Below are 18,330 nucleotides of genomic sequence, written 5' to 3'. Positions count from 1 at the left end.
AACGCGTTTCCGTCCCGAATTGCCGATCTACAGGCCTACTTCGCGCTCTTCGCTTCCTGCCAGAGCGCTTCCATCTCGTTCAGGGTGGCCTTCTCCAGTGTGTTGCCGGACTTCTCGAGAGCCTGCTCGACATAGTGGAAGCGCGTCCGGAATTTTTCGTTGGTGCCGCTCAAAGCGGCTTCCGAATCGAGCTTGAGATGACGGCCGAGATTGACGACGGCGAACAGCATGTCGCCGAACTCGTCCTTGATCGAGGCCGTCTCGCCCTTCGCCAGAGCCTCGCGCAACTCGCCGATCTCCTCCTCGATCTTGTCGAGGATGGGGGCTGCCTCGCTCCAGTCGAAGCCGACACGGGCAGCCTTCTCCTGAAGTTTTAGCGCTCGCGTCAAAGCGGGCAGGGCGACCGGAACACTGTCCAGAAATCCCTTGCCATTGTCTTCGGGGTCGAGACCGCGCGCGAGACGGCCTTGCCGTTTCTCCGCCTTCTCCTCGGCCTTGATCTTCTCCCACATGCCCTTGGCCATGCCGGCGCCGCGGGCTTCCTGGTCGCCGAAGACATGCGGGTGGCGCCGGATCATCTTGGTGGTGATGGCCTGGACGACATCCGGGAACGCGAATTCGCCCGCTTCCTCGGCCATTTGCGCGTGGTAGACGACCTGCAGCAGGAGGTCGCCGAGCTCATCGCGCAGATCGTTGAGGTCACCGCGCGCGATGGCATCCGCCACCTCGTAGGCTTCCTCGATCGTATAGGGCGCGATGGTCGAGAAATCCTGCTCGATGTCCCAGGGGCAGCCGGTCCTCGGCGCGCGCAGCGCGGCCATGATCTCGATCAGGCGCGAAATGTCTTTGGATGGCGTCATGCGGCGGATGCTATCCTGCGACCCGACGCACGGCCAACACTGTCAGCCGGCGAGGGGGCCTTGTCCACAGCTGAGCCGCTTCAGTCGAGCACGGAGACGATCGCCTTGGCGAGGTCGTCCATGCCGTCCTCCGGCAATCCAGCGACGTTGATGCGGCTATCGCCAACCATGTAGACGCCGTGCTCGGCACGCAACCGCTCGACCTGCGCTTCCGTGAGACCAAGCCGCGAGAACATGCCGCGATGGCTGGCGACGAAGTCGAAGCGGTCGGAGTTGGACTGCCGGCGCAGCGCCTCGGCGAAAGCCACGCGAAGCCTCAGCATGCGCAGGCGCATCTCTTCCAACTCGGCTTCCCAGTCGGCGCGCAGGCTTGCGTCTTCCAGCACGATGCGCACCGCCGCCGCGCCATGGTCCGGCGGCATCGAATACATGGCGCGTGCGGCCGACAGCATCTGGCTCATCGCCACGTTGGCCTGCGCGCTGTCCCTGGCCAAGACCATCGCCGCGCCGACACGATCGCGATAGACGGCGAAGTTCTTCGAGCAGCTCGAGGCAACGACCATTTCCGGAACTTTCGCCGCCAGCAGGCGCAGGCCGAGAGCGTCGGCCTCGAGGCCGTCGCCAAAGCCCTGATAGGCGATGTCGACGAACGGCAGCAGGCCGCGCTCGACGACCAGATCGGTGACGGCCTGCCACTGCCCCGCATCGAGGTTGGCGCCGGTCGGGTTGTGGCAGCAGCCATGCAACAGCACCACGTCGCCGCTCTTGGCCGTTCGCAACGCCGCCAGCATGTCGTCGAAACGAACAGCACCGGAGGCCGCGTCGAAATAGGGATATTCGCGGATCTGCAGGCCGGCTGCGCGCATCACGGGCATGTGGTTCGGCCATGTCGGGTCCGACAGCCAGATCGTGGCGTCCGAACGCGTCCGCTTGAGCAGCTCCGCCACCAGGCGAAGCGCACCGGAGCCGCCGGGCGCCTGTGCCGCCCGGATGCGCGTCATGTCCGCGCCCGGCCCGAAGGCGAGCTTGGCCATCACCGCGTTGAAGCCGGTGTCGCCGGCTAGCCCGAGATAGGTCTTGGTGTCCTGGCTGTTCAGCAGCTGCTTTTCAGCCTCACGCACCGCGCGCATCACTGGCGTCTTGCCGTCGCGATCCTTGTAGACGCCGACGCCGAGGTCGACCTTGTTGGGACGCGGATCGGCGCGATAGAGGCCGATCAGGGCCAGGATCTTGTCGGCGGGAGCTGGCTGCAGGTCTTCGAACATCGTTATGGTTCCGTTTGCGCGGCGGAGTGATACGCAAATCGAAGGCGCTTCGCCAGCGGTTTTAATTGCGCAAAACGGAGGGCGGCACCCCAGGGGGGCGCGGCCTTTCGAAACGATAGCAGCTATTCTAATTGCAGCGTATGCCTCGCTTCGAAAGCGGCTCAAGGAATGACTGCCTCATGCTCGTACGGCTGACGATGATCTGCAACGGCGCCACGGCCGCGACCCGGCGGGGTTCGTTTCCGCTCGATGAGCCGCTGGACCCGCGCTCGCTGACGCAGGCGAAGGCGATGCGCGGGACGCTGCGCCGCGCCGACCGCGCATGGACAGCACCCGCGCTTCGCGCCCGCCAGACCGCCGAGGCGCTATCGCTGGACGCATCGGTCGAACCGCTCCTGGCGGACCAGGATCATGGAGGCTGGGCCGGGAAGAGTTTTGAGGACGTGCAGGCCCAACAGCCCGGCGACATCGCCGCCTGGCTGACCGACCCCAACGCAGCGCCGCATGGCGGCGAGTCGCTGGCCGACGTTGGCCGCCGGGCTTCCGAGTTGATGGACCGGTTGATGGCAGAGCCTGGCCACACCATCGCGCTGACCCATGCCAGTGTCATTCGCACCGCGATCGTGCACGTTCTGGGTGCTCCGCTTGCCGCCTGTCGGAAGATTGATATCGAGCCGCTGAGCATCACCGATTTTCGCAGCGACGGCCGCCGATGGGTGTTGCGCGCTTGCGGTGTGACTACACCCAAACCGGCAAAACCACTTCGCCCCTAAGAGCCGGGCGGGCGGAGGGGCTGCGAGCGCAATCCTCCGGGGAAACCGCCAAAGAAAAATGGCACGGGTCGGGATTAACATCCCCACATGCTCCGTAAACAGGGCATGAAACGGTCGATGCCACGCTTTGACATCATAGGACAGCTCGGATCGCTGCGGCGCTATGCGCAGTCGCTGACGCGCGATAGCGCGGATGCCGAGGATCTCGTGCATGACGCGCTTGTGCGCGCCTATGAGCGGCGCGGCACCTTCCGCTCGGGCGCAAACCTGCGTGCCTGGCTGCTGTCCATCGTCCACAACGCATTTGTCGACCGCATGCGCTCGCGCCGCTCGGAAGCGATGCGCATCGAACGGGCCGGATACCTCGCCGACGCCGCTACGCCGGCGCCGCAGGAACATTCGGTGCGCCTGGCGCAGGTGCGGGACGCCTTTTTCAACCTGCCGGAAGAGCAGCGCTCGGCGCTGCATCTGGTCGCCATCGAAGGGCTTTCCTACCAGCAGGCGGCCAATGCCACCGGCGTGCCGCTGGGCACGCTGATGTCGCGCATCGGCAGGGCGCGCGCGGCACTGCGCCAGATGGAAGACGCCGCCCCGGCGCGCGGAAGAAATCATCTCAGCATCGTGGGAGGTGAGCCATGAGCGCTCTTGTCGACCCTGTGACGGAAACTGACCTCGACGCCTATGTCGACGACCAGCTGGATGTCACCCGCCGCATCGAGGTCGAAGCCTTCCTGTCGACACGCCCGGAGGCCGCCGCGCGCGTCATGTCGGATCTGCGGACCCGCGATGAACTGCGCGTGGCGCTTGCCGGCTCCAAGGGCATGGCACGGCCGGCCACCGCTGACGCGGCGCGGCGGCTGGAGAGGGGACTTGTCCGTGGCCGCATCTTCGGCGTGCTGCAGCGTGCTGCAGCCGTTGCCGCCTTCGTTGCCGCCGGCTGGCTGGCAAACGGCATCATCGGGCCGATGTCGGTGACCAAGGTCGTCGCGTCGCCGCAGCCGCCCGCCTATGTCGACGAGGCGGTGCGCGCGCACCGGACGACGCTGGTGCGCGAGACCATGCCCTCGCAGCCGGAAGCGCCCAACTACAGTGCCGGCGAGATCCGTGCGGCGACCGCGATCGTCATGCCGTCACTGCCAAAGGACTGGAAGGTGCGCGACGTGCAGATCTACCCGTCGCGCTTCGGCCCGAGCGTCGAGATGGCTGTCGACACCAAGGATATGGGCCTGGTGTCGCTGTTTGCGATCCGGCCGGGAACCTTCGACGTGGTCAAGCCGACCGTCGCGCCGTCGGGCGACATTTCCTCGGCCTATTTCCAGATCGGCGAGGTCGCCTATGCGGTGGTCGCGCGGAGCGGGGTTCATGATCTCGACAGCGCCGCCGAGACGCTCGCCAGAACGCTTTACTGACCGATCCACAAAGGAGACTGCAAATGAACACGCCCAATCTGGGATATCGCGTCGGCGCCGGCGCCCAGGCCGGAGCCGTCTTTGACGAGGGCCTGCGCCAGCATATGCTGCGCGTCTACAACTATATGGGCCTTGGCCTCGTGGTCACCGGCCTGGTCGCGTTCCTGGTGTCATCGACGCCGGCGCTCTACGTGCCAATCTTCTCCAGCCCGTTGAAATGGGTGGTGATGCTGGCGCCGCTGGCCTTCGTCATGCTGTTTTCGTTCAAGATGCAGACCATGTCGGCGGCCAGCGCCCAGGCGATGTTCTGGGCCTTCTGCGCGGTGATGGGCCTGTCGCTCGCCTCCGTGTTCCTGGTTTTCACCGGCACCAGCATTGCGCGCACCTTCTTCATCGCCGCCACCATGTTCGGCGCCACCAGCCTCTACGGCTACACGACCAGGCGCGACCTGACGCAGTTCTCGTCCTTCCTGATCATGGGCCTGATCGGCGTGGTGATCGCCAGCATCGTCAACATCTTCCTCGGTTCGACCGCGCTGCAGTTCGCCATTTCGGTGATCGGCATCGCCGTCTTCATCGGCCTGACCGCCTGGGACACGCAGACGATCAAGGAACAATATGCCGAGAATTTCGATGCGGAATCGCGCCAGAAGCTGGCTGTTTTCGGTGCTTTCTCGCTCTACCTGAACTTCATCAACATCTTCCAGCTGCTGCTAAACTTCACCGGTGAGCGCGAGTAGCGACTGTCCGCCATGGGCAAGGGCGGGGGTTCTCGCCCTTGATGCGGAGAGGTGGCCGGAGGAGAGATCCTCCGGCCACAAATCGTTCCGGCCGCACCTTGAGTCCCCAATAGGTTTTGCTAGTCTGCCGCCGCACCAGCCTTCAACACCGGCCCGCGAGGACATGTGGCACAGGACAGCCAAACGCTTCATGGCGACGGCATCTCGGCTGTCATAACAGGGCAGGGTGCCGAACTGGTTTCGCTGCAGGATGGGCGGGGATTTGAGTTTCTGTGGCAAGCCGGGCCGGAGTGGCGGCGCCATTCGCCGGTGCTGTTCCCGATCGTTGGCCGGCTAAAGGGCGATCGACTGCGTCATCGCGGCCGAACCTATCCGATGACGCAGCACGGCTTCGCTCGAGACAAACCGTTCACCTGGGAGGAGAGGGGACCCCGCTCCTGCACGCTGGTGCTCACCGATGACGCCGACACGCGTGCGCATTATCCCTTCGCCTTTCGCCTTGCCGTCACCTATACGCTGGACCGACCGCAGCTCGATGTGACCTTGCAAGTGACCAACACCGGCGACGAGAAATTGCCGGCCTCGATCGGTGCTCATCCTGCATTCAACTGGCCGTTGCTGCCGGAGTTGCCCAAGGAGGCCTATCGGCTGACCTTTGCCGCGAGTGAGCCGGCGCCGGTTCGTCGCCTGAAGGATGGCCTTCTGCTCTCGGAAACGCGGACGACGCCCATCGATGGCAGAACGCTTGCGCTGTCCGAACGGCTGTTCGATGACGACGCCGTCATCCTGGATCGGCCCGCCAGCACCAGTGTGCGATATGCAGCCGAGCGCGGTCCGGCAATCGAAATGTCATGGCAGGGAGCCGAAGAGTTGGGCATCTGGTCCAAGCCCGGCGGCGCGCCCTTCCTGTGCATCGAACCCTGGCGTGGTATTGCGAGCCCGGCCGATTTCGACGGCGAGTTCAGCGACAAACCCGGCGTGATGCTGATCGAGCCGGGGGCCAAGCGTTCGCTAAGCTACCGGATCGGTCTGGAGCAGGGGCGGCGGTGACCGACCGAGCTGCAGAGCCAACACCTGGGAGTACCCAATGAAACTCGGCTTCATCGGCACAGGTGCGCTGACTTCAGCCATTGTCACCGGGCTCAAATCCCTCGATGGCGATCCGGTATCGGTGGTGTTGTCGCCACGCAACGAAGAGATCGCGGCCAACCTCGCTTCCTGCTATCCGAACATACGTGTTGCCGCCGACAATCAGGCGGTGCTCGACGATTGCGATACCGTCATGCTGGCTGTCCGACCGCAAGATGCCCACCAGGTGCTGCGTCAACTGAAATTTCGGCGAACCCATCACCTCATCAGCCTGATCGCCACGTTGTCACGCGAGGAAATAGCCGGCCTGACCGCACCCGCGAGCCGCGTGACCAAAGCGCTGCCGATGCCGATGATCGCCCGGCGGCGGGGGGCGACGATCATTTATCCGCCTGATCGGGACATGACCGCTTTGTTCGGCGGGCTGGGGACCGTGATCGAGGTCGAGAGCTCCAGCGAGTTCGATGCGTTGAGCGTCGTTACCGCGACCTATGCCACCTATTTCAAGTACCTCGATACGATCCATCGCTGGCTGAAAGCGCATGATGTGCCGGACACCAAGGGGCGCGACTATATCGCTGCGCTCTTCATGGCGCTCGGACACGCTCCGGAGACGGCGCCCGATGCGGACTTCACGCATCTGGCGCAGGATTATGCGACCCGTGGCGGCATCAACGAGCAGGTCCTGAACGAACTTACGGCCCGCAACGTCTTCGATGCGCTGGCGGAAAGCCTGGACGGCGTGCATCGGCGCATTTCAGCGGCCGGCGCTACGTGACGGGAAAGCTTGCGAGGATGGTCCGGGGTTTCAAACCTGCCGGGCGATGGTGCCCATCACATTGACCAGAAGGCGCGCGACGGTCAGCGCCGACAGGCCGTCAATGTCGGCGGGCGGAGGAGTTTGAGGATCACGCATGGGGCAAGCGCAACGTCCAGCGTTTACGATGTCGGAAAGTCGCATAAGATAGATTATGGAACTTATCTGTTGGCCAGCATCTGGAAATTGCCGTTGATTTTCATGGATTTGGCTCGATCGGGGCGTGTTGCCTTGAGCTAACGGCCGACGCTGCGCGAATGATGATAGCAAAGCGTGGAGATCGAACTGGCCGATTGAAGTGTTCGTGCATGACGGGCTATAAACGGATGTGAACGCTGCTGATATTCGCCCCAAAACGCAGAGCACCTTCATCAGAGTCCGTTCGTATCACGCTGATTCAAAGGGAATTTCGATCACCATGCCGTCATAGGCCGGGGTGACGTTGGCCGGCAGTTCGCCCTTGACCGTGGCATAGTCGAGCGGCACGTGCATGTGGGTCAGCACGGCCTTCCTCGGTGTCAGCTTTTCGATCCAGCCGAGCGCCTGGCCCAGCGACAGATGGCTGGGATGGGGGTTGTACTGCAACGCGTCGATGATCAGCATCTCCAGGCCGCGCAGCCGCTCGGCGGTGGCGTCGGGAAAGTCGCTGATGTCAGGGCAATAGGCCAGCCCTCCAACGCGGAAGCCGAGCGAGATGATGTCGCCATGAATCTGCGGCAGCGGTTCAAGGGCGAGGGCACCCCCCTCGCCTTCGATCATGACAGGCTTTGCGTGGTCGATGATATGCGCCCGAACGATCGGCGGATAAGAACTGCCCGGCGGCGTCTCGAAGCAATAGCCGAACGCCTGCCGCAGGCGCAGCATCGTCGGCTGGTCGGCATGGATGTCGATCAGGTGGCGCTGCTCGAGCACATAGCCGCGCAGATCGTCGATGCCGTGAATATGGTCGGCATGTGGGTGGGTGTAGACGACCGCGTCGATGCGTTTGACCGACGCAAGCAGCATCTGCTCGCGGAAATCCGGCCCGGTGTCGATGACCACGGTGGTACGGCCGCCATCGGCCGCAATCCGTTCGACCAGCGCTGCCGTGCGCATGCGCCGGTTCCTCGGATTGGTCGAGTCGCAATTGCCCCAGTCGCCAGTGATGCGCGGCGTACCCGGCGACGAGCCGCAGCCAAGAATGGTGAGGCGCAGCCGGTCGGTCATCGTTCAGGCGCTCAGCTCAGGAGGTCGCGGCATCTTGCCGAACAGGCGGAAGAAATTGTTCGTCGTCAGATCCGCGATTTCAGCTTCGCTGACACCAATCGTCTCCGCCAGCACCTTGGCGGTGTGCGCGACATAGGCAGGCTCGTTGCGCTTGCCGCGAAACGGGATCGGCGCCAGATAGGGTGCGTCGGTTTCGACGAGCAGGCGGTCATGCGGCACGCCGGCGGCGATGACGCGCAGTTCGGCAGAGTTCTTGAAGGTCAGTATGCCCGAGAACGACACGTAGCCGCCGAGCGAGACGCCCACCTCGGCCAGCCGGCGTCCGGAGGAGAAACAATGCAGGATGAAGGGGAAGGTGCCCTTCCCTGTTTCGTCCTCTAGAATGGCTGCCATGTCGTCATCGGCATCGCGCGAATGGATGACGAGAGGCAGGCCGGTCTCGCGAGCGGCGGCAATGTGATTGCGAAAGCCCTGCGCCTGCGCATCGCGCGGCGCCTTGTCGTAGAAATAATCCAACCCCGCTTCGCCGATTGCCACCACCTTCGGGTGTGCCGACAGGCGGATCAGCTCCGCCGCCGTCACGTCCAACTCTTCCTCCGCATTGTGCGGATGGGTGCCGACCGAGCAGTAGACATCGTCGAAAGTCTCCGCGATTTCAAGTATTTGCTGAAACCGCCTCACACGGGTTGAGATCGTCACCATGCGGCCAATTCCGGCCGCTTTGGCGCGGGCGACAATGGCCGCCCGCTCCTCGGCGAAATCTGGAAAATCCAGATGGCAGTGGCTGTCGACAAGCATCAGGCGTTCGCGCTCGGCTGTTCGACGTAACGTGGAAACACGCCTTCCGGCACCGGCAAGGCAGTGCCCGGCACCAGCGCATGGTCGGCGTGGACATGCGCGAAATCACGTCTGTCCGCGGGCACCGCCAGCAGGTCGAGCAGCTTCGCTGTCGATCCAGGGATAAAGGGCTGGCACAGCACCGCCACGCGCCGCACCAGTTCGGCGGTCGTCCACAGCACCGTTTCCATGCGTTCCGGATCGGTTTTCTTCAGCGCCCATGGTGCCTGTCCTGCGAAGTATCGATCGGCTTCCGCCACCACATCGAAGATCGCCGCCAGTGCCAAATGAATGCCTTGCCCGGCCATGGCTTTGCGCGCGGTGGCGAGAGCGGTCACCGCCTGATCCAGGATCGCGCTGTCGGCTTCCGTCAAATCGCCGCGCTTCGGCACCACGCCGCCGCAGTTCTTGGCGATCATCGACAGCGACCGCTGCGCCAGATTGCCGAGGCCATTGGCAAGATCGGCGTTGGTGCGGTTGACGATCGCTTCATGGCTGTAGCTGCCATCCTGGCCGAACGGTACCTCGCGCAGGAAGAAGTAGCGCACCTGATCGAGACCGTAATGCTCGATCATGGTGAACGGGTCGATGACGTTGCCGACCGATTTCGACATCTTCTCGCCGCGGTTGAACAGGAAGCCGTGGCCGAAAACCCGCTTCGGCAGCGGGATGCCGGCCGACATCAGGAAGGCTGGCCAGTAAACCGCATGGAAACGCACAATGTCCTTGCCGATGATGTGCGCATCGGCCGGCCACAAGCGCCATTTCTCATCGTTTTCATCGGGATAGCCAACACCGGTGATGTAATTGGTCAATGCGTCGACCCAGACATACATCACATGCTTGTCGTCGCCCGGCACAGGCACGCCCCAGTCGAAGGTCGTGCGCGAGATCGACAGATCCTTCAGTCCCGATTTGACGAAACTCATCACCTCGTTGCGGCGCTCGGCCGGGCCGATGAAGTCGGGCTGGCTTTCATAAAGCGCGATGAGCTTGTCCTGGTAGGCCGAGAGGCGGAAGAAATAACTCTCTTCCTTGACCCATTCGACCGGCGTTCCCTGCGGTCCGTAGCGGACATTGTCGGGACGGACCTCCGTCTCCTCCTCGCCGTAATAGGCTTCGTCGCGCACCGAGTACCAGCCGGCATAGCCGCCCTTGTAGATATCGCCATTGGCGTCCATCGCCTTCCAGATCGCCTGCGAGGACGCATAGTGCCGCTCTTCCGTGGTGCGGATGAAATCGTCATTGGAGGCGTTGAGCGCGGTCGCCATGCGCTTGAAATCGGCCGCGTTGCGATCGGCCAGCGCGCGCGCCGAAATGCCTTCGCGCTTCGCCGTCTGCAGCATCTTGATGCCGTGCTCATCGGTACCGGTGAGGAAGAAGACCTGCTTGCCGTCGAGGCGCTGGAAGCGCGCAAGCGCGTCGGTGGCGATCAGCTCGTAGGCATGTCCGATATGCGGCTTGCCGTTTGGATAGGAAATCGCGGTCGTGATGTAGAATGTGTCGCGTGACATGAATGAACCGTCATGAATGTCTGAATGGAAGCCGTGGCGGTGGATATCGCATCGGAATGGCGATTGCCATCCCGGTGGAGGCCGTCACATTCGCATCGCAGAATTCAGGCGGTCGATCATGATCAAGGCGTGCTGCTTTTTGTCGAGATTGTAGGTGTCGGTCTCAGATATAGCGTCCAGCGCCTCATGCCAAGTGTCCGACAGCGTTTTCGCCCTTGCGAGGTCGCCTGCGAGCGCGGCCTGGCTTGCAGCATCCGACAAAAGGTCGAGCGCCCGGCGGTTGAAGATATCGAACTGGATCGCCTGGTCGCGGCCGGCGACGGCTTCGGCGAGCCGATAGGCGCCGCCGATGTCGTTTTTTCCCTTCGCAACCAGCGCGTCGAGCGTCGAGGCGATCTCCAACCCGCCATATTGCGTCAAAAGGATCGCGTTGCGGGCGCTGCCCCCTGCCCGCTCGACCAGTGCTGCCCGCGCGGCCGGATCGTCCGGCGGCGGCGGCTCGGCTGTTTCCAGCACCGCCATCAACTCGTCGGCGTCGAGCGGTGTCAGGCGTATCACCTGGCAGCGTGAGCGGATCGTCGGCAGCAGGCTGCCCGGCGCATGGACGATGAGAATGAACAGCGTTCGCGCCGGCGGCTCCTCAAGATTCTTCAGCAAGGCATTGGCGGCGTTGGCATTCATGTCGTCGGCCGGATCGACGATGACGACCCGGTAGCTGCCGTCATGCGAGGTCATCGACAGGAAGCGGCTGACCCGGCGGATCTCGTCGACGGTGACGACCGTCTTGAAGCTCTTGGTCTTGTCGTTCATCGGCCGGGTCAGATGCAGCACGCCCGGATGCGCCCCGGTCGCGATCTGGCGAAACAGCGGTGAGGCCGGATCGGGACTGGCAAGGCTTTCCGGCGCCTGCCCGAAGGCCGGGTGCTTCAAGAGATGGTGCGCCAGGTGGAAGGCCATCGTCGCCTTGCCGATGCCGACCGGTCCGGCGAAGATCAGCGCATGCGGCAGCTTTCCCGATCGATAGGCGGCGGCGAGCATTTCCGCTGCCTGCCTGTGCCCGACCAGACGGGGCGTTTCGGAGGGTTCGGGAACGCCGTCCAGCGTATCATGCTGTTCCGGCGCGATGCGTTCGAAGATCATACGGGTGCTGCCTGCCTGTTGCGCGCGGGCGCCCTCGCCTCCAGCGCCGCGAAGACGGCCGCGGTGACGACGTCCTCCACCGTATTGGGATCGGCGGAAGCATCGACGACGATGCAGCGTTCCGGCTCGGCAGCGGCGATCGCCAGAAAAGCCTCGCGGCGGGCCTGATGAATGGCCAGCGTCTCCTTTTCGAAGCGGTCGGCGTCGGCGTCGCTGCCGCGTCGCAGCGTCGCGCGCCTGAGGCCCTCGGCTGGATCGATATCGAAGATCAGCGTCATATCGGGCATCATGCCATTGATGGCGACCTGTTCCAGCGTGGCCATGAACGCCGAGTCGATCCCGCCGGTGACGCCCTGGTAGACGCGCGAGGAATCAAGGAAACGGTCGCAAAGCACGATGGAGCCGCGCTCGACCGCCGGCCGGATGACCTGCTCGACATGGTCGGAGCGCGCGGCGGCGAAGAGCAGCGCCTCCATCTTCGGTCCGAATGGCTCGGCGGCACCCGAAAGCAGCACATGCCGGACCGCTTCGGCACCCGGCGAGCCGCCCGGTTCGCGCGTCAGCAGGACATCATACTTCTTGGCGCGCATCTTTCTCGCCAGCCGCTCGATCTGCGTCGACTTGCCTGCGCCCTCGCCGCCTTCGAAGGTGATGAAAAATCCGCGCGCCAATCGAAAGGGCCTTTGTCCAGGTGGATTGTTGCGCTCTAGATAGTCCGCGTCCGGGAAAACGTCCATGCCGTCGGTGCTATCGCAGCCAGCCGATCGCCAGTTCCTTGACGGCATCGAGCGCGCGCTGCGGCAAAGTGCCGACGCCGATCGATTCAGCAGCGAAAAGCGGCGTCTCCTGGCTCAGCGTGTCGCCGATCCAGACGCGCAGCGCCCCCACCGGCTGGCCCTCCTCCACGGGCGCCGCAACCGGCCCGGTGTAGACGATCCTGGCTGTCAGCTTGTCGCGGTTGGTGATCGGCAGGAAGATGTCGATCGGCCCCTTTGCCTTCAGCGTCACGCCGGATTTCGCACCGCCAAAAACCTGGGCCTCGCCGACGACCTCGTCCTTGGCGAAGATCTCCGTCTTCTCGAAGGAGCGCGCGCCCCAGTCGAGCAGCTTGCGCGCCTCCTCGGCACGCTCCTTGTCGTTGGCCAACCCGCTCATCGCCATGATCACCCGCGTGCCGTTGTGGCCGACCGAAGCGACAATACCGAAGCCCGAGACCTCGCTCGCGCCGACAGCCAGACCGTCGGCCCCGATGTCCATTGCCAGCAACGGATTGCGGTTCTTCTGCGAGATCTTGTTCCAGGTGAAATCCTTCAGCCCGTAGTAGCGATAGAAATCCGGATAGTCGCGCCACAAATGCAGCGCCAGCAGCGCCAGCTCGCGCACCGTCGTCTGCTGGCCGTCTGCCGGCAGGCCGGTCGAATTGACGAAGGTCGATGTCTTGAGCCCGATCTGGCGGGCGCGCTCGGTCATTTGCGCGGCAAAATTGTCCTCGGAGCCGGCCATGCCTTCGGCGATGACAATGCAGCCGTCATTGGCCGCCTGCACCGTCACGCCCTGGATCAGGTCTTCGAGTCGGATCGCGGATTTGAGCTTGGCGAACATCGTCGATGTGCCCGATGGCGCGCCGCCCCTGCGCCAGGCGTTTTCGCTGACCACGAACGTGTCGTCGAGCTTGAGGCGCCCGGACTTGATGGCGTTGAAAACCACCTCCATGGTCATCAGCTTGGCCATCGAGGCCGGCGGGATCGGCTTGTCGGCGTCTTTCGAGAACAGGACCGTGCCGGTGTCGGCATCGATCATGAAGGCCTGAGTGGCCTTGGTCTCGAAAAGCTGCGCTTGAGCTGGTGCGAGGCAAAGCAGCAGTAAGGCCAGTCCCAGAAAGCCGGCAAATGGCGGAAAGGCGCGCAACTGCATGAAATCTCGACCCGTTTGCCGGTTTTGGCACAGCCAAGCTATCAGGGTTTTTTCCGCCGGATCAACCGCGCGGAGAAAATAGATCAGTTGCGCACAGCCAGCGCATCGGGTGCGCCGTGCGACCATGCCGCCTGCAGCAATTCGTCCAGGCCGCCATGGCCGTTCGGATAGAGATTGACCGCGTACCAGTCATTGCCGTCGAGGTCGGAACGCTGGATTTCCGTTCGGCCGAAGGGCTGAAGTGCCGTTGCCACGCGCTTGGCTTCGGTGGCGTCGTCGAACGTGCCGGCGGCGACATAGTCGGCGCTGGACGGTGACGCCTGCGGATTGGACTTTTTCCACGACCGCAGGATATCGGCGGGCGACATGCCGCTGTCGTCCAGCGCGGCAAAGACGTCCGCGCGCTGCACGCGTTCATCCGCATAGGACAGCGAGGCCACCGCGAACGGCGACTGCGGCGGCAGGCCGATCTCCGGACGCTCCGGCACGATCGGTCCGAAATCGGGCAGCGCCAGATCGCCGAAAGCCGGCGCCTGCGCCGACAAAGACGGTTGCGCGGCCTCGCTTGAATCCGTCAGCTGACCGGGGAACGGCACGGCGGCCGCGCCCACCGGCAGGCTTGGCGACGGTCCGTTCATGGCCACCATGACGCCGGTCGGCAGGCCATCCGACGGATCCGGAATCCTGTTGCCGGGATGGTAGGAGGCCATCAGATACTGGTCGTCATTGCCATCGAGAGGCGCGCGACCGACATATTCGACCTTGACCTTCGCTGTGCCGACCTTGTCGTAATCGAGCATCTGCGCCGCGCGCTCCGAGACGTCGATGATGCGGCCCTCATGATACGGTCCGCGGTCGTTGACGCGCACGATGACCGAACTGCCGGTTTCGAGGTTGGTGACACGGGCGTAACTGGGCAGCGGCATGGTCGGGTGCGCGGCCGTCAGATGCGTCATGTCGTAGACTTCGCCATTGGCGGTCAGCCGGCCATGGAAGGCGTCGCCATACCACGAGGCCAGGCCGACCTTGGCATAGTGCCGATCTTCCTTGGGATAGTACCACTTGCCGCGCACCTGGTAAGGCTTGCCGAGTTGGTCGCGACCACCGCCGCGCCGCATGAAGCCAGCGCGCGGGCTCGCCTTCACGCCATATTCGGTTTCGGCGAAATATTCCTTGGAGCGATGCTTGGGATTGACCATCCCCTTCGGCTCAGGCTGCGACGCGCAAGCCGCCAGCAGAGCAGCCGACGCAGCAAGCAGCGTAAGCGTGGAAGCGCGACGAAGACGCGGGCGCGTCATAGCCTGCATTGTCCTGAAATCCCCTACAGTCTCAATCAAGACGCCGTCGTATGAACAGCAGAGGAGCCAAAGCACTCGCTCGACAATACCAACGGCACCCTGAACCCCGATCCTTTGTGCGCAGGAATTGTTTATCACGGTATTAATTGATTGTGGCCGGAACCGGGCAAGATTGTGGCGCTGCCCTGCTGCATGGTTCAGTGAAGGAACACGCGCGGCCACGCATGCCGGTTGACAGGCCTTTGCCGGGCACACTAGAGCAGTCGCATGTGACTGATGTCACTGGAGGGATGGCCGAGCGGTTTAAGGCACCGGTCTTGAAAACCGGCGTGGGCGCAAGTTCACCGTGGGTTCGAATCCCACTCCCTCCGCCACAATATCAATAAAAACAAATGGTTAGGGTTATGGGATGGGCCTTGCCATAACTTTTGCCCCAATCCCCTACATAAAAAGCCGGGAAGCCGAGCCGGCGGGCTAAGAGTTCGCCCCCGTTTCGATCCACGCTGACCTCGACTTCAGTGGACCAATGATCTGTGATTGACGGTAACCCTTCCGCAGCGTTAACTTCTTATTAGCTTTTGCTAAAAGAGGGGCATCTAATGAAAACCGCTATTCTTTGCGCGGCAATTGTGCTTGCCGCGTCGAGCGCCGCCATGGCGCACGACAAGAAGGCAAAGGTCGTTGCCGACGCGTGTGCCGGCCTTTCGATCAAGGCTGCAGTTGCCGCGAAATTGGACTGTGCGGCAACCGGTACGGCCATTTCACCACAGGCCGATTCAAGTAGTCCTAAGCCGCACCTTGGGTACGATACCAACCCTTGGACTCCCTCATTCGGACTCTAGGCGCTCCATAAAGCGGAAGGCCCGCAACTGTTAGGCTGCGGGCTACTGTGGGTCTGCATCGGCCACTCCCGTGCCGCGTAGGCGGATATCACTTCCTCCCGGCTCATCGTGTGGCCTCAGCCACCTCCTCGCTATCACTGGCTTCCGTGTGCGGCGCAAAGAAGCAGCGGATGGTCATATTCGGGGAAGACGTGCAGATGTGATATTGGCTGTCTTCGCTCTCTAGGACGCGGTTCTTGGGGATGAAGTATCGACTCTTGGACCCCGTGCGGATATTGAAATCGCCGCCCGGTAGCGGCTCGACATAGCGCGAGCTAATGACCCTACAATCCTTCTTGTCGTCGCAGCATTCATATCCGGTGACCGGATCGTGGTAGCCGGTATACCAGTTGTGAGCGACAACGAGTGCGATCAAAAAGAGCCTCATGTGTCAGAAAATCTTGCGCCTCCAGTCGAATATTAGCAAGTTCTTGGCGTGTAGATCAGGCCGACAGCGCGGCCCGCAGAAACGCTCACTGGCCGGACTACTAGCGGCCCAGCGGCCAAAGGCTCCGTCCTACACCGGCGAAGCATCCCTCCCACCGCCGAAGCCTCTGCCACGCTCTGTTGCTTGCCGAGGAACAGTTCCACCCCTCGCGAGTTTCTAATGCAGGCGGACGCGCAACGATTTAAAGGCGGCCATTGCATGCAACAGATCGACGACACCAAAAAGCCGGTTGAGTTCGATGAACGGGAGCGGCAAAGCCTCATCCGCATTAAGGAAACTCAGGAACTCATCGAGCGGAACCGTAGGCTTATAGAGCGGTCTCGTGAAATCCTTTCGAGGGCTAATAAACGGGCTTGAGAGAGCCAGCGCCTAGATGCTTTACGCGCCCGGGTTTTTCCTGTGGTTGCAATCGTGGCAGCCCGCGCGGCCGCTGGCCAACGTTCGGCATGACCTTAGTTGGTCGGCCCGCGTCAAATGGCGCCTGCATCACGTTGGCGGGGGTGATGCGGGCCGAGCCAAGACCGCACGGATCCAGGCGCTGATCCGCGAACTGGTCGGGCGTTCGATCCAGCCGTTGGGGCGACACCATAATGTCGGTTTGCCGGGCGGCCTATCCACGGCGATGAGCGCGTGCGGCGACGACAGGCCCGTGCATGCCAGGCGATTGCTCAATCCGACGGCTGGGTACGCTCCGCGATGGCGAATGCCTGAAGCTTCTTGGCCTTGCCGATGTCCTGATCCGCATTTGCGATGATCGAAAAGAAGGCCGCTCTGGCGATGTCCTTCTTCGAGGCCTTGGGGTGCGCTTTTTGGGCTGCCTTGACAAGCTGTTTGGGAGACATGTCGGGCGTGACGATCCTCATGAGGGTGTCGCCGATCGCGCTCATTTCACTTGCGTCCATGACGGGGTGTCCTGTGCTGACCGTAGACCACGATAGCAAGGATAATTCGCGACTGCCAAGATGGTAGCTGAAATAGAAAACCCCACCGGCAGGGAACCGGAGGGGTTGGTCCTGGGAGGACGCACGGCACGCGCTGCGTTCGCCGACCGCGCCTTGTCTTCATATCGCCCGGTTGCGACACCGATGTGACACTCTGGTCAGACGCCGGCATCAAGCCTTTGGAAAGGAGAAATGTGGTTCTGTTCGGAAGCTGAGGCGCGTGCGGTGCTGGCCAGGCTAGGCAATAGAGGCGAGCGAATGGATATATTTGGCATCAAGGGGCTGTTGATCTGCGCGCTGATCTTCATTCCGTTCGAACATCTGTTTCACGAACGGCCCCAGAAGGTCCTGCGCAAGGGCCTGGGTGTCGATCTGATCTATATGCTGTTCAATGGCCTCATCGTAAAATTGGTCATCGTTCTGATCGCGGCCAACACACTCGAAGCCGCTGCGATCCTCGTTCCGCAATCAATCACGCAGACCGTTGGCGGCCAGCCCGTCTGGCTGCAGGTTCCCGAAATCATCGTGATCACCGATATCGGCGTCTACTGGGCACACCGGGCTTTCCACACGATCCCGGCGCTTTGGAAATTCCATGCGGTACACCACGGCATTGAGGAACTGGATTGGCTCGGCGCTTTTCACTCCCACCCGGTCGACGCCATCCTCACAAAGGCATTGTCGCTGACGCCGATCTTTTTCCTCGGCTTCTCCGAAGCCTCGATCGCCGTCTTTTCGGTCATCTACTTCTGGCACACGCTGCTCGTTCATTCGAACGTGCGGATTCCGTTCGGTCCCTTGAAGTGGCTGATCGCCAGCCCGCAGTTCCATCGCTGGCACCATGCCAACCAGCGCGAGGCCTATGACAAGAACTTCGCCGGGCAATTGCCTGTCCTCGACATGGTGTTCGGCACCTACAATGCCACTGGCGACAAGGTGCCGGAAAAATACGGCGTCGATGATCCGATCCCCTCCAGCTATTTCGGGCAGGTCAGCTATCCGCTCCTGCCGGACGAGAAGCGATCGAACCGTCCAGTGCCGAGCACCGAAGCCTGACGGCTGACACCGACACGCAGGTCTTTCGCCGCTCGAAACCGGCGGTGTCGCCAGGTGGCAGCAGACGTTGCGTCGCGGGTTGGCTTTGGCTGATACCGGCAATAATTGTGGGTCCTGCGCGTTCGCCTCGAGGCATTCCCGG

Annotated in this window: 20 protein-coding genes and 1 tRNA gene; 10 read left to right on the top strand and 11 right to left on the bottom strand. The window is 62.8% G+C overall.

The features are described 5' to 3' along the window. Positions 1 to 35 precede the first annotated feature (35 nt). A complete protein-coding gene (gene mazG / locus FJV83_RS30925; protein WP_142887245.1) occupies positions 36 to 860 on the bottom strand; it encodes a nucleoside triphosphate pyrophosphohydrolase in 825 nt (274 codons plus the stop codon). A gap of 80 nt (positions 861 to 940) precedes the next feature. Next, the gene (locus tag FJV83_RS30920; RefSeq protein ID WP_142887246.1) at positions 941 to 2,125 is read right to left on the bottom strand and encodes an amino acid aminotransferase; all 1,185 of its coding nucleotides are present in this window, start codon (positions 2,123 to 2,125) and stop codon (positions 941 to 943) included. Positions 2,126 to 2,304: 179 nt separating this feature from the next. On the opposite strand from FJV83_RS30920, the gene FJV83_RS30915 reads away from it, so the two are divergent. The 6 genes from FJV83_RS30915 to FJV83_RS30890 all read left to right on the top strand — a co-directional run bounded on the left by FJV83_RS30915 (position 2,305) and on the right by FJV83_RS30890 (position 6,914). Next, positions 2,305 to 2,898: a histidine phosphatase family protein gene (locus FJV83_RS30915; protein WP_142887247.1), complete on the top strand. Its 594-nt coding sequence runs from the start codon at positions 2,305 to 2,307 to the stop codon at positions 2,896 to 2,898. Between the two features lie 87 nt (positions 2,899 to 2,985). Next, a complete protein-coding gene (locus FJV83_RS30910; RefSeq protein WP_142887248.1) occupies positions 2,986 to 3,537 on the top strand; it encodes a sigma-70 family RNA polymerase sigma factor in 552 nt (183 codons plus the stop codon). Further along, on the top strand, positions 3,534 to 4,307 hold the full coding sequence (locus FJV83_RS30905) for an anti-sigma factor (RefSeq protein ID WP_142887249.1): 774 nt from the start codon (positions 3,534 to 3,536) through the stop codon (positions 4,305 to 4,307). The genes FJV83_RS30910 and FJV83_RS30905 overlap by 4 nt, the downstream gene beginning before the upstream one ends. A gap of 23 nt (positions 4,308 to 4,330) precedes the next feature. Next, on the top strand, positions 4,331 to 5,047 hold the full coding sequence (locus FJV83_RS30900; RefSeq protein WP_095775749.1) for a Bax inhibitor-1/YccA family protein: 717 nt from the start codon (positions 4,331 to 4,333) through the stop codon (positions 5,045 to 5,047). A gap of 165 nt (positions 5,048 to 5,212) precedes the next feature. Next, positions 5,213 to 6,097, top strand: coding sequence for an aldose 1-epimerase family protein (locus FJV83_RS30895; RefSeq protein WP_142887250.1), 885 nt, complete (start codon positions 5,213 to 5,215; stop codon positions 6,095 to 6,097). A 37-nt stretch (positions 6,098 to 6,134) separates the two neighbouring features. Further along, positions 6,135 to 6,914, top strand: coding sequence for a pyrroline-5-carboxylate reductase (locus FJV83_RS30890; RefSeq protein ID WP_142887251.1), 780 nt, complete (start codon positions 6,135 to 6,137; stop codon positions 6,912 to 6,914). 426 nt (positions 6,915 to 7,340) lie between these two features. On the opposite strand, the gene FJV83_RS30885 is transcribed toward FJV83_RS30890, so the two are convergent. The 7 genes from FJV83_RS30885 to FJV83_RS30855 form a co-directional block, all read right to left on the bottom strand. Further along, positions 7,341 to 8,159, bottom strand: coding sequence for an MBL fold metallo-hydrolase (locus FJV83_RS30885; RefSeq protein WP_142887125.1), 819 nt, complete (start codon positions 8,157 to 8,159; stop codon positions 7,341 to 7,343). 3 nt (positions 8,160 to 8,162) lie between these two features. Beyond that, on the bottom strand, positions 8,163 to 8,957 hold the full coding sequence (locus FJV83_RS30880) for a TatD family hydrolase (RefSeq protein WP_142887124.1): 795 nt from the start codon (positions 8,955 to 8,957) through the stop codon (positions 8,163 to 8,165). Beyond that, positions 8,957 to 10,510 (bottom strand): methionine--tRNA ligase, encoded by a 1,554-nt coding sequence (metG, locus tag FJV83_RS30875; RefSeq protein WP_142887123.1) that lies wholly within the window; start codon positions 10,508 to 10,510, stop codon positions 8,957 to 8,959. The genes FJV83_RS30880 and metG overlap by 1 nt, the downstream gene beginning before the upstream one ends. An 84-nt stretch (positions 10,511 to 10,594) precedes the next feature. Further along, the gene (locus FJV83_RS30870) at positions 10,595 to 11,650 is read right to left on the bottom strand and encodes a DNA polymerase III subunit delta' (RefSeq protein WP_142887122.1); all 1,056 of its coding nucleotides are present in this window, start codon (positions 11,648 to 11,650) and stop codon (positions 10,595 to 10,597) included. Then, complete coding sequence (gene tmk, locus FJV83_RS30865) at positions 11,647 to 12,321, bottom strand: dTMP kinase (RefSeq protein WP_095774458.1); 675 nt, start codon at positions 12,319 to 12,321, stop codon at positions 11,647 to 11,649. The genes FJV83_RS30870 and tmk overlap by 4 nt, the downstream gene beginning before the upstream one ends. A 76-nt stretch (positions 12,322 to 12,397) precedes the next feature. Further along, on the bottom strand, positions 12,398 to 13,564 hold the full coding sequence (locus FJV83_RS30860) for a D-alanyl-D-alanine carboxypeptidase family protein (RefSeq protein WP_142887121.1): 1,167 nt from the start codon (positions 13,562 to 13,564) through the stop codon (positions 12,398 to 12,400). Between the two features lie 83 nt (positions 13,565 to 13,647). Further along, positions 13,648 to 14,871 carry a septal ring lytic transglycosylase RlpA family protein gene (locus FJV83_RS30855; RefSeq protein WP_142887120.1) on the bottom strand — a complete coding sequence of 408 codons (1,224 nt, stop codon included), beginning with the start codon at positions 14,869 to 14,871 and terminating at the stop codon, positions 13,648 to 13,650. A gap of 275 nt (positions 14,872 to 15,146) precedes the next feature. Here FJV83_RS30855 and FJV83_RS30850 point away from each other — a divergent pair. Continuing rightward, positions 15,147 to 15,236 (top strand) — tRNA-Ser (locus FJV83_RS30850). Positions 15,237 to 15,461: 225 nt separating this feature from the next. Beyond that, a complete protein-coding gene (locus tag FJV83_RS30845; RefSeq protein ID WP_095788745.1) occupies positions 15,462 to 15,704 on the top strand; it encodes a hypothetical protein in 243 nt (80 codons plus the stop codon). A gap of 103 nt (positions 15,705 to 15,807) precedes the next feature. Here FJV83_RS30845 and FJV83_RS30840 read toward each other — a convergent pair whose 3' ends face one another. Continuing rightward, positions 15,808 to 16,119, bottom strand: coding sequence for a hypothetical protein (locus FJV83_RS30840; protein WP_142887119.1), 312 nt, complete (start codon positions 16,117 to 16,119; stop codon positions 15,808 to 15,810). A gap of 270 nt (positions 16,120 to 16,389) precedes the next feature. Between FJV83_RS30840 and FJV83_RS36645 the strand changes: the two genes are divergently transcribed. Then, positions 16,390 to 16,548 (top strand): hypothetical protein, encoded by a 159-nt coding sequence (locus tag FJV83_RS36645; RefSeq protein WP_179295961.1) that lies wholly within the window; start codon positions 16,390 to 16,392, stop codon positions 16,546 to 16,548. A gap of 311 nt (positions 16,549 to 16,859) precedes the next feature. On the opposite strand, the gene FJV83_RS30835 is transcribed toward FJV83_RS36645, so the two are convergent. Then, entirely contained in the window at positions 16,860 to 17,093 is a 234-nt protein-coding gene (locus FJV83_RS30835; protein WP_142887118.1) for a hypothetical protein, read from the bottom strand. 297 nt (positions 17,094 to 17,390) lie between these two features. On the opposite strand from FJV83_RS30835, the gene FJV83_RS30830 reads away from it, so the two are divergent. Then, positions 17,391 to 18,188, top strand: coding sequence for a sterol desaturase family protein (locus FJV83_RS30830; RefSeq protein WP_095774453.1), 798 nt, complete (start codon positions 17,391 to 17,393; stop codon positions 18,186 to 18,188). Positions 18,189 to 18,330: the final 142 nt, after the last annotated feature.

Origin of the sequence: Mesorhizobium sp. WSM4307 (assembly GCF_007003945.1) — a bacterium.
In the GTDB taxonomy this organism is placed as follows: domain Bacteria; phylum Pseudomonadota; class Alphaproteobacteria; order Rhizobiales; family Rhizobiaceae; genus Mesorhizobium.
Note: the sequence above shows the minus strand (reverse complement) of the source record. Positions and strands in the feature narration are given on the sequence as shown.